This is a genomic window from Phascolarctobacterium sp. ET69, assembly GCF_023336935.1.
In the GTDB taxonomy this organism is placed as follows: domain Bacteria; phylum Bacillota; class Negativicutes; order Acidaminococcales; family Acidaminococcaceae; genus Fusicatenibacter_A; species Fusicatenibacter_A intestinipullorum.
In genome coordinates, this window is record NZ_JAMBLR010000001.1 from 32,385 (window position 1) to 46,878 (window position 14,494).

Sequence of the window (14,494 nt, forward strand, 5' to 3'; positions counted from 1 at the left end):
GTCCGTTTATAACAGGAGGAATTGAAAATGAAAATGGAATTCTCCAAAATGCACGGCTGCGGCAATGATTATGTTTATGTAAACTGCATGGAAAAAGAAGTGCCCAATCCCGGTGCTGTTTCCGAATATGTAAGCCACAGGCGTTTCGGTATCGGCTCCGACGGCCTTATTTTAATTATGCCTTCCGATAAGGCTGATTTCAGAATGCGTATGTTTAATGCCGATGCTTCCGAGGGCAAAATGTGCGGCAACGGCATCCGCTGCGTGGCAAAATATGTTTATGATAAAGGATTAACCGATAAAACCACTTTTACGATAGAAACCTTATCCGGCATTAAAACTATTGACGTAACCTTAAAAGACGGCAAAGTTGCAGAAGCTTCCGTCGATATGGGCAAACCTGTTTTAAAATGCACGGATATTCCGATGATTAGCGACCATTTTGTATTTGTTGACCAGGGGCTTGTAATTGCGGAAGACGTTGTTTATAACGGTACTGCCGTATCTATGGGCAACCCGCATTTTGTAACTTTTGTTGATGATGTGGACAGCCTTGACCTTGAAAAATTAGGGCCTTTGTTTGAACATCACAAACTGTTCCCGGAAGGCGTAAATACCGAATTTGTACAGGTAATTGATAAAAATACCGTAAAATTCCGCGTATGGGAACGCGGCAGCGGCGAAACCTGGGCCTGCGGCACCGGCGCCTGCGCTGTTGCGGTAGCCTGCGTAACTCTTAATAACGCCGGCAAACGTGATGAAGAATTAAAAGTTATTGCCAAGGGCGGCGAACTTAAAGTAACCTACCGCAAAGATGACAGCGTTATTTTAAAAGGGCCTGCCACTTTGGTTTTTGACGGAGTAATTGATATTCCGGACGAAATTGTTTCCAAATAAAATTTTATATATTTATTATTAATGGGGGAGTATGAATGGCTTTTGTTAACCAAAATTACTGCAATTTAAAAGAAAGTTACCTGTTTTCGCAAATTGCCCATAAGGTGGCAGAATTTACGGCAGCCCACCCGGAAAAGAAAATTATAAAAATGGGTATCGGCGATGTAACTTTGCCGCTGGCACCTGCCGTTATTGAAGCAATGCAAAAAGCAGTTGCCGAAATGGGCGTAAAGGAAACCTTCCGCGGCTATGGGCCGGAACAGGGTTATGATTTTCTGCACGAAGCTATTGCCAGATATTATGCAGGCTTTGGCGTATCCGTTGCCAGTGACGAAATTTTTGTCAGCGACGGTGCTAAAAGCGACTGCGGCAATATGACCGATATTTTCAGCAATGACAATGTAATTTTAATTCCGGACCCGGTTTACCCGGTATACCTTGATACCAACGTAATGTGCGGGCGCAAAATTATTTACATGCAGGGCAAACCCGAAAATGATTTTCTGCCGATGCCGGATGACAGTGTAAAAGCTGATATTATTTATCTGTGCTCGCCGAATAACCCGACCGGCGCTGTTTACACCAAAGAACAGCTGGAAAAATGGGTGGCTTATGCGCTGAAAAACGATGCGGTTATTCTTTATGATGCTGCATACGAATCCTTTATCAGTGACCCTGAAATTCCGCGCAGCATTTTTGCTGTTGAAGGCGCTAAAAAATGTGCAATTGAACTGTGCTCTCTTTCCAAAACTGCCGGCTTTACCGGCACCCGCTGCGGTTATACTATTGTGCCGCATGATTTGGTACGCAAAACCAAAGACGGCAGGGAAATGTCACTGAACAAAATGTGGCTGCGCCGCCAGACTACCAAGTTTAACGGCGTTCCGTATATTATTCAGCGCGGCGCAGAAGCTGTTTTCAGCCCTGAAGGCCAGAAACAGTGCCGCGAAATGCTGGCTTTTTATAAAGAAAATGCACGCATTATGTCGGAAGCGCTTACCAAAAAAGGCATTAAATTCTACGGCGGCACACATTCCCCGTATATCTGGATGCAGTGCCCCAACGGCATGGGTTCCTGGGAATTCTTTGATTATCTGCTGGAGAAGCTGGCTGTTGTCGGCACTCCTGGCGCAGGCTTTGGTTCCATGGGTGAAGGTTATTTCCGCCTGACGGCTTTTGGCAGCAGGGAAAATACCATTGAAGCCATGGAAAGAATTGAAAAAGGTTTATAAAAAATGTGTGAAAAGCAGGTGAAAAATGAATTCACCTGCTTTTTTTACGGTATTTTGTGCTATAATAGTGAAAGACAAATTTAAGGGAGGTTCTTCAATGAAAAAAATTTTATTGATTGTGATGATGCTTGTGATGTGCGTATCTTCTGCCTGCTTCGCCAGCGACGGCAGTGTGCTTGATGCGGAAGCTAAAATGGTAGATCAGTTTTTGAACGCGTCTTCTTACAAAAATGTTTCTTCAATTTTAAGCGATGACATGAAAGCTAATTTTGATGAAACCAAATTCAATGAATATAAAGCAAGCATTACTAAAGATTTAGGTGCTTTTAAAGAAAAACAGCTTGTTAACGTTATTAAAAGACCGGGCATTGACCGTTTGGTTTACGGTGCAGGCTTTGATGGCGGCAAAGTAATGATGGTAATTGCCGATTTTGCCGTAAATAACGAAAAACCGCTGCTTTTAAATATTGCTATTGTTCCGCCTCAGCCGCCGAAAGACCAGGCTCAGGCAGACCAGAACAAATAAAATAATAAGCTGAAAAATAAACCGGGTACTGCTTTGTGGCAGGCCCGGTTTTGTGCATTAAATGCAATGTTTTAAGTTTTAAATCAGCCGAACTGGTTGCGGTAAGGGTCGCTTTTGCCCCAGCAGAGAAAAACGAGGGAAACGAGTGAAACAAGCGGAATAATAAGCCCTACGAGAACCAAAACTGTTTTCGCCCAGCTGAGCCCGATATCGTGGCAGCGCCTTACCGCCAGCGACATCTGCGGAATAACAAAGACGGACGATGCGGCTACAAGAAGCGGCATGTTCATGGCGCGCCCGATTGTCATCAGTGCATAAGTCAGCACAAAAACAATTAAGTATCTTCTTATAAACGGCTTCTTTTCCAAACGGCCGTTAAAAGTTAAAAAATCGTTAATAAGTTTAAAACTGTCCATTTTTTCATCTCCGTTTAAATTAATTGCCTGTGGTTACTTTTTAATTTTAGCTTAATTAACTTAAGCTGTCAAAGTTTTTAAATAAACAAGACAATATATTATAAAGTATGATAAAATAAAGTATTAAGACTTTTGGAACGGGTGATTACGTGCATTTAAAATCTTTTTCGGCATACGGCTTTAAATCGTTTGCCGACAGAATAGAACTTGATTTTGGCAGCGGCATAACGGCAATTGTCGGCCCTAACGGCAGCGGCAAAAGCAATATCTCCGATGCCGTGCGCTGGGTGCTGGGCGAACAGAGCGCCAAATATCTGCGCGGCAGCAAAATGGAAGACGTTATTTTCAGCGGCAGCAGTAAAAGACGCGCGCTTGGCGTAGCGGAAGTTACGCTGAACTTTGACAACAGCGATCACCGCCTGGGGCTTGATTTTGACGAAGTAAGCATTACACGCCGCGTGTTCCGCGACGGCGACAGCGAATATGCCATTAATAAAAAGAACTGCCGCCTGAAGGATATAATTGACCTGTTTGCCGATACAGGGCTTGGGCGCGGTTCACTTTCCATTATCGGGCAGAATAAAATAGACGAAATTTTAAACAGCCGCCCGGAAGAAAGGCGCAATTTATTTGAAGAAGCGGCAGGCATTGTTAAATACCGCCTGCGCAAAAAAGATGCGGCGCGGCGTTTGGACGATACGGCAGCCAACCTGACGCGTATTAATGACATAAAAACGGAAGTGGAATCGCAGCTTGAACCTTTAAAAGAAGCGGCAGCTAAAACGGAACAGTATAATGTTTTGGCAGGAGAACTGCGCACCTGCCGTTTAACGCAGTTTGTGCGCAAAATAGATGTGCTTGAACAGGCGCGCGCCCAACAGGAAGAAAAAGACGCTGCTTTGGAACGGGAAGTTGCCCAAAATGCGGCAGCGGCAGGCAGGCAGCAGGCGTTATGCGCACAGCTGCAGCAGGAAGCAGATGCTTTAAGCGAAAATTACAATAAATTACAGGACGATATAAAAGCCAAAGAAACTGCGCTGGAAAAAGTGCGCGGGCAGGGCGCGGTTTTGGAAGAACGCATTTTGCAGAGCCGTAAGGCAGGCGTGCGTTTAAGCCAGCAAAACGAAAAACTGGAACAGCAGGTTGCAAGCCTTGAAAAACAGCTTGTTTCCTTAACTGATGAATATGATGTTTTGGAGAAAAAGCAGACGGCGGCAGGTTTGCTGGTGCAAAAACTTACGCTTGGGCAGAAAGAAAAAGAAGCGCTTGTACAAAAAGCCCGGCAGGAAGCCGAAAGCCTGAAAGACGCAGCGTTTGACACCATGCGCCGAATGGTTGATTTGCGCAACAGGATACGCACGCTGGAAACTGAACAGGAGCAGCGCATGCGCAGGCGTGAGGCTTTAAAAAAGAACATAGAAGAAACAGAAGGTGAACTTGCAAAACAGGACGCAGCCTACCGCAAATTGCTGGAAAACCAGGCTGACCTTGAAAACAATGTGCAGCTTTCTCAGCGCAGCAGTGCGGAGCTGGCGCATAAGCTGGCAGACGAAAATACAGCCTTAAACGCTGTACGCCAGAAATATAATGACTGCCAGCGCAGAATTACAGCACTCGAAAGCCGCCAGAATGTATTAAATAATATGCAGAAGGCGTATGAGGGCTTCGGCTACGGCGTTAAAGCGGTTCTGCGTGCGGAAGAAAGCTGGCGCGGGAGAGTAATTGGCGTTGCCGCAGAACTGATTAGTGTTGACGCGCAGTACGTTACGGCGATTGAAACCGCCTTGGGAGCGGCTTCGCAGAATATAGTAATGCGCGATGCCGAAGCGGCAAAGGCGGCAATCGGCTATTTAAAACAGCATAAATATGGCAGAGCAACTTTTCTGCCGCTTGATACCATAAAAACTTATCCGCGCAAAGCGGAGGACAAGCAGCTGAAAAAAATGCCGGGCGTTCTTGGCTTTGCCGATGAACTTATAAGCTGCGGGCAAGATGTTGAGCAGGTATTTAAGTTTTTGCTGGGGCGTGTGCTGGTAGCGCAGGATATGGATGCGGCGCTTGAGGCAGCACGCAGAAGCGGTTTCCGTATACGTGTGGTTACCTTGCAGGGTGACGTTGTAAATGCCGGCGGTTCGCTTACGGGCGGCAGCAGGCAGCAGAAGGAAGCAGGCTTTTTATCGCGCGTTAAGGAAATAGAAACGCTTGCCCGGCAGGAAGAAGAACTCCGCCATGAACTGCTCGGCTATCAGGAGCAGGCGGAAGCGGCGGAAGAAGTTATTAAAGAGTACAGCACCAAGCTGAACGCTTTAAAGGCTGAACTGCAAAAATATGCCGTACGGCGTGCCGAAATAACCTCCGGCTTAAGCCGTGCAGAAGCTGAAAAGCAGCGCATGAGCAGAAATTTGGAAGTGCTTTTGGATGACCGTGCAGCAGCGGCGGAAGAATATTTGGCAGCGCGCGGCAAATTGCAGGAACTGCGCCCGCAGCTTGCAGAAATAGAAAAAGAAGATACGGAGAGCAAAAGCCATCTTGATGCCTTGCAAAAAAAAATGCAGGCAGAAAGCAGTGAGCTTGAAAGCATCCGCAGGCAGCTGCAGGATGCACGCGTGGAAAGCGAAGCGACTACTGCCAAAACAACCATGATGGCAGAGCGCATGCACCAGCTTGACGGTGAAATGGAACGCTTGCAGCGCGAAGTTCTTGCCAATGAAAACGAACAGCAGAATTTGGAAAATTCCATTGCCGAAAGCGAAAATAAAAAGTCGGAACTGGCGCATCAGACAGAAGCACTGATGGCAGAATTAAACGTTATCAGCGGCGGCAGGGAAGAATTTACTGCCAAACGCATAGAAATTGCCGCAAGGCAGGAAAAAGCGGCTTTGGAACTTGCGCAGGCGCAGAAAGCGCTGGAAGAAGCCGAAAAGAAACGCAACCAGGCTGCGCTGGAAAGCGTAAAACAAAATGCCGAATACGAACACGTATTGCAGCAGCTTGAAAGCGATTATGGCCTGACGCTTGAAGAAGCACATAAGGAAGCACTGCTTGAAGCAGGCGACAGCTCGCTGCGCAGGCAGGAATTGAGCCTGCAAAGGCGAATTGAAGAACTTGGGCCTGTTAACGCGGCCGCTATTGAACAGTATGCCGCCGTTAAAGAGCGTTTTGAGTTTTTGCAGAAACAGTATGACGACCTTGCAGGCGCCAAAGCAAATCTTGAAAGCGTTATCAGTGAAATTAATTCCGGCATGAGCAAAAGGTTTAAAGAGGCTTTTGCCAAAATAAACGTTTATTTTTCGGAATGTTATGTAAAACTGTTTGGCGGCGGTACGGCTTATTTAAAACTTACCGACCCGGGTGACGTGCTTTCGAGTGGTATTGATATAGAAGTGCAGCCTCCGGGCAAGAAGCTGCAAAGCCTGTATCTGTTAAGCGGCGGCGAAAGGGCGCTGACGGTAATTGCGCTGCTTTTTGCGCTGTTAAGCTACAGCCCGGCACCGTTTTGTATTTTGGACGAAATTGACGCGGCGCTTGACGAAGCCAATGTAGACCGTTTTGCACGCTTTTTAACGGCTTATGCCGAAAACACTCAGTTTATTGTCATTACACACCGCAAAGGCACTATGGAAGCCGCCAATGTACTGCATGGCGTAACTATGGAAGAATCCGGTGTTTCAAAATTATTATCTGTAAAGCTAACGGAAAAGGAGTAAAATGATGGGCTTTTTTGAGAGATTGAAAGACGGGCTGCAAAAAACCAGAAAGAATTTTACGGAACGCATTGAAGTTCTGGTTGGCATGTCCGCAGAGATTGACGATGATTTTCTTGACGAACTGGAAATGATTCTTTTAAGTGCCGATGTCGGCGCAAAAACAACAGAAAAACTTATTGAAGCTGTGCGCCAGGCAGCACGCAAAAAAGAAATTAAGGGAACGGAAGATGTTGTTCCGTTTTTAAAGAAATATCTTACGCAGATGCTTACGGAAGAAGGCCAGCGCACGCGCATCAGCGGCACTCCTACCGTTATTCTTGTTGTAGGCGTTAACGGCGTTGGCAAAACCACCACCATCGGCAAACTGGCAAATTATTTCCACCTGCTTAACTATAAGGTTATGATTGCCGCTGCCGATACCTTCCGCGCCGCTGCTTCCGAACAGCTGGAAATCTGGGGCAAGCGCGCCGGCTGCGATGTTATCAAGCACGCAGAAGGCGCGGACCCGGCTGCAGTTGTTTTTGATGCCATGAAAGCGGCAATCGCCCGCAAGGCAGATATTCTGTTTATCGACACGGCAGGGCGTTTGCATAACAAGGCCAACCTGATGAACGAACTGGAAAAAATTCATCGTGTTATCAAGCGCGAAATTCCGGAAGCACCGCACGAAACCTTTTTGGTGCTGGATGCCACAACCGGGCAGAACGCCATTACGCAGGCCAAAGTATTTACAGAAACCGCCAATGTTACCGGCGTTGTGCTGACAAAGCTTGACGGCACGGCAAAAGGCGGCGTGGTTATCGCCATCCGCGAAGAACTGGGGCTGCCCGTTAAATGGATTGGCGTCGGTGAAGGCATTATGGATTTCCGCCCGTTTGAACCAGAAAAATTTGTTGACGCATTATTTAATACTGACAAGTAAAAACACTTGACAGCCTGTGCCTGTTTATGTATAATACATACGTTGACTTAATTAAGAAGGTACGGGTATCGTTATGCTGGATGACAGTTTTAAGCAGAGAATACGCCTCGGCAGGCTGTATGATGTTTACGGGCCGCTTTTGACGGCCAAACAGCAAAGCTGCATGGAACTATATTTTTGTGATGACCTGTCACTGGCTGAAATTGCCGCAGAGCTTGATGTATCGCGGCAGGCCGTACATGATTTGATACACCGCGTAGAGCAGATTCTGGAACGCTACGAAACCAAAATGAAGCTTCTGGAACGCGAAGAAAAACAGCAGCTGCTGCGCATGGAGGCATGCAGGCTGCTTGACGGATATATGGAAACGAATAATACAGAGTTACTTAAAAGGCTGAAAAATCTGCTTAAAGATTCGTAAGCCGGAGGCAGGTAAAAATGGCTTTTGAAAATTTATCTGAACGCTTGCAAAAAGCTATCAGAATGTTCCGCAACGGCGGCAAGATAACTGAAGACGATTTAAAGGCTCCGCTGCGTGAGGTGCGCATGGCGCTTCTGGAAGCGGACGTTAACTTTAAGGTTGTAAAAGATTTTGTAGCAACCATCCGCGAACGCGCTGTTGGCGAAATTGTTAACGAAGGCTTAACACCCGGCCAGCAGATTATAAAAATTGTTAATGAAGAACTTACCAAACTGCTTGGCGGCACGCAGAGCAAACTTGCAGTTTCTCCGAAACCGCCGACGGTTATTATGCTGGTAGGCTTGCAGGGCGCAGGTAAAACCACCACGGCCGGCAAACTTGCCAATATGCTGCGCAAAAAAGGCAAGCATCCCATGCTGGTTGCGGCCGACGTTTACCGCCCGGCAGCTATAAAACAGCTGGAAGTTTTGGGCGCGCAGCTTAATATTCCGGTATTTACGCTTGGTGACAAGGTATCGCCTGTGGAAATTGCCAAAGAAGCAATGGCAAAAGCACACAGCATGAATTACGATACCGTCATTATAGATACCGCAGGCCGCCTGCATATCAATGAAGAACTGATGGGCGAACTGCGCAACATTAAAGCGGCTGTTTCGCCGCACGAAATCCTCCTGGTTGTTGACGCAATGACCGGCCAGGATGCCGTAACCGTTGCCGAAAGTTTCAATAACGATTTGGGCATTGACGGTTTGATTGTTACCAAACTTGATGGTGACGCCAGAGGCGGCGCGGTGCTCTCCGTAAAAGCCGTTACCGGACGCCCCGTTAAGTTTGTAGGTATGGGCGAAAAACTTGACGCCCTGGAACCTTTCTATCCGGACCGCATGGCTTCGCGTATCCTTGGCATGGGCGATATTTTAACCTTTATTGAAAAGGTGCAGTCCACCACCGATATGGCCAAAGCGCTGGAGATGGAAAAGAAACTGCGCAAAAACGAGTTTACGCTCGAGCAGTTCCTTGAACAGATGCAGCAGATTAAAAAGCTCGGCCCGCTGGAAAATATTCTCGGCATGATTCCCGGTATGGGCGGCATAGCACAAAAGCTGAAAGAAACAGATGTGAACGAAAAGGAATTTGCCCACATCGAAGCCATTATTCAGTCCATGACCATTAAGGAAAGGCGCAATCCCGAAATCATCAACGGCAGCAGGCGCAAACGCATAGCCGCAGGCAGCGGCATGCGCGTGCAGGATGTTAACCGTTTGCTGAAAAAGTTTGAAGAAAGCAAAAAGATGATGAAACAGATGCGCGGTATGGCAAAGTTTGCTTCAAAAGGCGGCTTCAAGCTTCCTTTTATGCACTAATAAATTATAAAATCCAATTGGAGGAGGTGAAAATAAAATGGCAGTTAAAATCCGTTTAAAACGCATGGGCGCTAAAAAAGCTCCTTTCTACCGTGTTGTAGTTGCAGATTCCCGTTCTCCGCGTGACGGCCGTATCATTGAAAGCATCGGTTACTACGATTCCACCACTGAACCGGCTACCGTTAAAATTGATGAGGAAAAAGCTCTCTCCTGGATGGCTAAAGGCGCACAGCCGACTGATACTGTTAAAAACCTTTTCAGCAAAGGCGGTATCATGAAAAAATATGCTGAATCTAAAGCAAAATGAAATGAGGCGTGATTGACATGAAAGAATTGGTAGAAGTTATGGCCAAGTCTTTGGTCAGCAATCCGTCTGCAGTAGTAGTGGAGGAGGAAACCACAGGTACAACCACGGTTCTCCGCCTCCATGTTGCTCCTGAAGATATGGGCAAGGTTATTGGCAAACAGGGACGCATTGCCAAGGCAATCCGCACTGTTATGAAAGCAGTAGCTACCCGCGAGAATGTAAAAGTGATTGTAGAGATCGTCTAAAGGATGGGCTGATAATGGATAAAATGTTTGTCAGGGTACCTGTTGCTGTTAAAGCAAAAGTAACCGAAGATTTAAAAATGAAAATTATTGGCGATGTCCAAGATACTATAAAAAAGATGGATCTGGAACTTGAGCATTTTGAATTCCAGGCTAAAAAGGCCCTTGCACAGGCCGCCGGTGATTTAAGCGTGCTGCCGGCGCTGCGCAGCCAGATTGATGCTGAAAGAAGCAAACGCCAGGCAGCCAAGGCTGAAGCCGAAGCAAGACTGAAACGTGCTGAAGCATTGGAAATCGGCGCAGAAATAGGCCATGGTACTTTGGAACGTACCGTTGAAATAGGAATAGGTACTGACCTTGACGCTCTTGCAAGAGCGGAAATCCTTACCGAAGACGGCAAAATCATTGCCTTCCGCGACTAATGGATAAACAGGTTTGTATTGGAACAATCGTCGCTCCGCACGGTGTGCGGGGCGATATTCGTATATTGCCTCAAACGGAGCATCCGGAACAGTTTCTTGAATTGGATTATCTGCTTTTGGAGGATGGGCGCACGCTGCATTTGACAAATGCCCGTTTTCATAAAAGAATGGCGCTTATAAAGTGCCGTGAGGTTAATAATATGAACGAAGCCGAAATGCTGCGCGGCCAGAAGGTGTATATTAACACGGAGGATTTGCCGGAACTTGAAGAAGGCGAATTTTATGTGGCTGACCTGTTGGGCTGCGATGTAGCTGACGAAAGCGGAAACGCTGTCGGCGTGCTGAAGGACGTTATCAGCACTGGCAGCAACGATGTTTATGTCGTTACTGGCACGGACGGCAAAGAGCTTTTGATACCGGCGCTTAAAAAGCACGTTAAGGAAATTAACCTCGACGAGCGCCGTATTACAGTAGAACTTCCCGAATGGGTTGATGAAAAATGAAATTTTTATTTGTAACCCTTTTCCCGGAACTGATAGAGCAGGTTTGCAGTTACAGCATTGTAGGGCGCGGCATGTCTGCCGGGCTTTTAAGCGTCAGCTGCATAAACCCGCGCGATTTTACGCATGATAAGCACCGCACGGTGGACGATTCGCCCTTTGGCGGCGGCGCCGGTATGGTGCTCAAGCCGGAACCTTTTGTAGCCGCTATCCGCAAAGCGAAGGAAGAACTGCCGGACGCGCGCGTAATTGCTCTGTGCCCGGGCGGCAGAACGCTGAAGCAGAGCATTGTTGAAGATTACGCCCATGCCGGGCAGGACCTGATTTTTGTGTGCGGCCATTACGAAGGCTTTGACGAGCGCATTTTTAACTGGGTAGATGAGAAGCTTTCCGTCGGCGATTATGTGGTGACGGGCGGCGAGCTGCCGGCCTTAATGGTGCTTGACGCTGTTGCAAGGTTTATTCCCGGAGTGCTTGGCAAAATGGCCAGTGCCGAGGAAGATTCATTCTCAACCGGGCTTTTGGAATATCCGCAGTATACGCGCCCTGTTGAATTTGAAGGGCTGACCGTGCCTGAGGTTCTGCGCGGCGGCAATCATGCGCTGATTGCCAAATGGCGGCGCAAACAGTCGCTTAAAGCAACGTATCTGCACAGGCCCGATTTGCTGCCGGAAAAATTTGACAAGGCCGACGCCAAGTTAATGGCGGAAATTAAAGCGGAACTGGCTGGTGAAAATAATGGCTGATTTATATTTAGGGCTTGTTCATTACCCGATTTATAACAAGCACATGAAGGTTATCGCCACTGCCGTTACAAATTTTGATATTCATGACATTGCCCGCACAGCACGCACTTATGATGTAAAAAAATATTTTTTAATCCATCCGCTGAAGGTGCAGGAAGAAATAATCAAAAAAATAACCGGTTACTGGCAGCACGGCTTTGGGCGTGTGTATAATCCGGACCGCAGCGAAGCGCTTGACAGAGTGCAGTACCTGCCGGATATTGCGTCCGCCGTTGCGGAAATTAAAAAGCTTACCGGCAAAGAGCCTGTAACCATTACCACAGATGCCCGTATTTACCCCAATACCATTACCTATAAAGCCGCACGGCAGATGCTTCATGAAGGGGAGCGGCCGGTGCTGGTACTTTTTGGAACGGGCTTTGGCATGGAAAAAGAAACCATGGCGGCATTTGATTACATTCTGGAGCCGGTTTACGGCCCGAGCAACTATAACCACCTGTGCGTGCGCAGCGCTGTTGCAATTATTTTGGACAGGCTGGCAGGCGAAGCATGGTGGGAAAAATAATTGTAAAAATGTTTGCAACTTAAAGCAGGCTATGATATAATAGCATTTGTGTAAAACGGACGGTCCGCTGTGAAGTGTTCGCACATGAACGTCTATGATTGAGGAGGATATTATGAACATTATTGAAGTTTTGGAACAAGAACAGCTTCGTTCCGACATCCCTGATTTTCGTGCAGGCGACACTGTAAAAGTTTATGTAAAGGTAGTTGAAGGCAGCCGTGAACGCGTTCAGATGTTTGAAGGCGTTGTAATTGCCCGCAGCGGCGGCGGTGTACGCGAAACCTTTACTGTACGCCGTGTATCCTATGGCGTTGGCGTAGAAAGAACTTTCCCTCTGCACAGCCCCAGAATCGAAAAAATCGAAGTAGCACGCCGCGGTATTGTACGCCGTGCAAAACTTTACTATCTGCGTAACCTCACCGGTAAAGCAGCTCGTATCCGCGAACGCAGATAACAGAACCGAACAGCAAATTAAAAGCACCTCATACAAAAGTATGGGGTGCTTTTTTTAGCTGAGTCGCCAATTAGTGCCGAGCTTTAGCGAAGGCAATAATTGTGCCAGCGAAGCTACGCAAATTTCGCGACTGAATAAAGAGCGAAATTAGTGAACCTATGTCGAGCGCCAATTTAAAAATTTTACTTTTATGGCGGCTGCGCTTTTAACAAATAAATTTGCACCGATATAGAAAAAAACATATAAATGTAGTAAAATAAATATTACGCTGAAAAAATGAGGGGGACGAGTATGAAAATAACAGAACTTTTAAAAGATGATAAACCGTGTATTTCATGCGAGCTTTTTCCGCCCAAGGCCGGTTCGGAACTGCAAAACGCTTTAAAAATAGTTGATAAAATTGCGGAAATAAAACCGCATTTTATGAGTGTGACTTACGGTGCAGGCGGTACTTCTGCCGGGCAGACGGTAGCCATCGCCAAAGCTGTGGAAGAACATAATATTCCCGCGCTGGCGCATTTAACCTGCATTGATGCAACCGGCGACGGCATTGAAGGTATGCTTGGCAAATTCCGTGATAACGGCATCCAAAACGTGCTGGCACTGCGTGGAGACGCCGTTACCGACAAACCGCGCGAATTTATGCATGCCAGTGATTTAATGCGTAAAATTTCCGCGTCCGGCGATTTCTGCATTGGCGGCGCATGTTATCCGGAGGGGCACCCGGAAGCCGGTTCGCTTGATAAAGATATAGAAAATACCAAAAAGAAAATTGATGCAGGCTGCGAGTTTTTGGTAGCGCAGATGTGCTTTGACAACAACATTATGTACAATTATATGTACAGGCTTTTGCGCAACGGCATTGATGTGCCGGTAGTTGCCGGTATTATGCCTGTAACAAACGCCAAACAGATTAACCGCATCTGCGAACTGAGCGGTACCAAACTGCCGCCGCATTACCGTGCTATCGTCGAGCGTTTTGCCGATGACCCGCAGGCGTTAATGCAGGCCGGTATTGCTTATGCCCTGGGGCAGATTATTGACCTCATAGCCAACGGGTTCAAGAACATTCACGTTTATACCATGAACAAGCCGGAGGTTATCGGCGGCATTATGAAAAATCTGTCGGAGATAATTAAATGAGATATGACAGGAACGAAGCGGTACGCTACATGGGCGCGCGCAAAGATGACAGGGAAGCGGCTGTTCTTGCCGATACTGCCTATTTAAAACTGCGCAACGAGGTGCAGGCGCGGAGCGTGTACCGTGTATTGGACTGTAATGTTGATGAAGGCGGCGTACTGCTTGGCGGAGAGTATTTTAAAAGCGCCAAACTTGCCGCGCACATTAATGGCTGCACCAGAGCCGTGCTTTTGGCAGCAACACTTGGTGCCAAAGCAGATATAATGCTGCGCCGTATGGCTGTGGCCAATATAGCCGAAGGCGCTGCCGGACAGGCCGTGTGTACGGCGCTTATTGAAACTTACTGCGACGAAACGGAAGCAAAAATAAGCGCAGAATACGGCGGGCTGCATTTTAAGCCGCGTTTTTCACCCGGTTATGCCGACTGGGCGCTGACAGACCAGCCTCGTCTTTTAAGAATGCTTGATGCGCAAAAACGCATTGGGCTGACAGTGACGGCAGGCGGCATGCTGGCTCCGGTAAAATCGGTAACGGCAATTATCGGCATTACCAATGAATGTGAAAATAAAGCTTCAAACTGCAAAAACTGCGAAAACAATGCAAATTGTATATATAAAAAACTGTGAGGAA

Annotated in this window: 17 protein-coding genes; 16 read left to right on the forward strand and 1 reads right to left on the reverse strand. The window is 47.2% G+C overall.

Going from position 1 to position 14,494, the window contains the following annotated elements:
- The first annotated feature begins 33 nt into the window (after positions 1-33).
- The 3 genes from dapF to M3079_RS00175 all read left to right on the forward strand — a co-directional run bounded on the left by dapF (position 34) and on the right by M3079_RS00175 (position 2,655).
- Positions 34-897 carry a diaminopimelate epimerase gene (gene dapF / locus M3079_RS00165; RefSeq protein ID WP_044897001.1) on the forward strand — a complete coding sequence of 288 codons (864 nt, stop codon included), beginning with the start codon at positions 34-36 and terminating at the stop codon, positions 895-897.
- A gap of 35 nt (positions 898-932) precedes the next feature.
- Positions 933-2,129, forward strand: coding sequence for an LL-diaminopimelate aminotransferase (locus M3079_RS00170; protein ID WP_249076529.1), 1,197 nt, complete (start codon positions 933-935; stop codon positions 2,127-2,129).
- A 97-nt stretch (positions 2,130-2,226) separates the two neighbouring features.
- Positions 2,227-2,655, forward strand: a complete 429-nt coding sequence (locus M3079_RS00175) for a DUF3887 domain-containing protein (RefSeq protein ID WP_249076530.1) — start codon at positions 2,227-2,229, stop codon at positions 2,653-2,655.
- Between the two features lie 83 nt (positions 2,656-2,738).
- Here the strand turns inward: M3079_RS00175 and M3079_RS00180 are convergent, their stop codons facing one another.
- Positions 2,739-3,071, reverse strand: coding sequence for a DUF805 domain-containing protein (locus tag M3079_RS00180; protein WP_249076532.1), 333 nt, complete (start codon positions 3,069-3,071; stop codon positions 2,739-2,741).
- 149 nt (positions 3,072-3,220) lie between these two features.
- Here M3079_RS00180 and smc point away from each other — a divergent pair, with 149 nt between their 5' ends.
- From smc to M3079_RS00245, 13 genes are all read left to right on the forward strand, one after another.
- Entirely contained in the window at positions 3,221-6,778 is a 3,558-nt protein-coding gene (gene smc, locus M3079_RS00185; protein ID WP_249076533.1) for a chromosome segregation protein SMC, read from the forward strand.
- A 4-nt stretch (positions 6,779-6,782) separates the two neighbouring features.
- A complete protein-coding gene (ftsY, locus tag M3079_RS00190; protein WP_021716718.1) occupies positions 6,783-7,700 on the forward strand; it encodes a signal recognition particle-docking protein FtsY in 918 nt (305 codons plus the stop codon).
- A 73-nt stretch (positions 7,701-7,773) separates the two neighbouring features.
- On the forward strand, positions 7,774-8,121 hold the full coding sequence (gene ylxM, locus M3079_RS00195) for a YlxM family DNA-binding protein (RefSeq protein ID WP_021716719.1): 348 nt from the start codon (positions 7,774-7,776) through the stop codon (positions 8,119-8,121).
- Between the two features lie 17 nt (positions 8,122-8,138).
- Entirely contained in the window at positions 8,139-9,485 is a 1,347-nt protein-coding gene (ffh, locus tag M3079_RS00200) for a signal recognition particle protein (protein WP_249076535.1), read from the forward strand.
- 37 nt (positions 9,486-9,522) lie between these two features.
- Positions 9,523-9,792 (forward strand): 30S ribosomal protein S16, encoded by a 270-nt coding sequence (rpsP, locus tag M3079_RS00205; protein ID WP_021716721.1) that lies wholly within the window; start codon positions 9,523-9,525, stop codon positions 9,790-9,792.
- Positions 9,793-9,809: 17 nt separating this feature from the next.
- The gene (locus tag M3079_RS00210) at positions 9,810-10,037 is read left to right on the forward strand and encodes a KH domain-containing protein (protein WP_021716722.1); all 228 of its coding nucleotides are present in this window, start codon (positions 9,810-9,812) and stop codon (positions 10,035-10,037) included.
- A 14-nt stretch (positions 10,038-10,051) separates the two neighbouring features.
- Positions 10,052-10,456, forward strand: a complete 405-nt coding sequence (locus M3079_RS00215) for a YlqD family protein (protein WP_021716723.1) — start codon at positions 10,052-10,054, stop codon at positions 10,454-10,456.
- The gene (gene rimM / locus M3079_RS00220; RefSeq protein ID WP_249076536.1) at positions 10,456-10,959 is read left to right on the forward strand and encodes a ribosome maturation factor RimM; all 504 of its coding nucleotides are present in this window, start codon (positions 10,456-10,458) and stop codon (positions 10,957-10,959) included. The genes M3079_RS00215 and rimM overlap by 1 nt, the downstream gene beginning before the upstream one ends.
- Positions 10,956-11,702 (forward strand): tRNA (guanosine(37)-N1)-methyltransferase TrmD, encoded by a 747-nt coding sequence (gene trmD, locus M3079_RS00225; protein WP_249076538.1) that lies wholly within the window; start codon positions 10,956-10,958, stop codon positions 11,700-11,702. Before rimM ends, trmD begins: the two co-directional genes overlap by 4 nt.
- Complete coding sequence (locus M3079_RS00230) at positions 11,695-12,267, forward strand: RNA methyltransferase (protein WP_249076539.1); 573 nt, start codon at positions 11,695-11,697, stop codon at positions 12,265-12,267. The genes trmD and M3079_RS00230 overlap by 8 nt, the downstream gene beginning before the upstream one ends.
- 112 nt (positions 12,268-12,379) lie before the next feature.
- Complete coding sequence (rplS, locus tag M3079_RS00235) at positions 12,380-12,721, forward strand: 50S ribosomal protein L19 (protein WP_021716727.1); 342 nt, start codon at positions 12,380-12,382, stop codon at positions 12,719-12,721.
- A 291-nt stretch (positions 12,722-13,012) separates the two neighbouring features.
- A complete protein-coding gene (locus tag M3079_RS00240) occupies positions 13,013-13,864 on the forward strand; it encodes a methylenetetrahydrofolate reductase (RefSeq protein ID WP_249076540.1) in 852 nt (283 codons plus the stop codon).
- Positions 13,861-14,490 carry a Vitamin B12 dependent methionine synthase activation subunit gene (locus M3079_RS00245; RefSeq protein WP_249076541.1) on the forward strand — a complete coding sequence of 210 codons (630 nt, stop codon included), beginning with the start codon at positions 13,861-13,863 and terminating at the stop codon, positions 14,488-14,490. Before M3079_RS00240 ends, M3079_RS00245 begins: the two co-directional genes overlap by 4 nt.
- Positions 14,491-14,494: the final 4 nt, after the last annotated feature.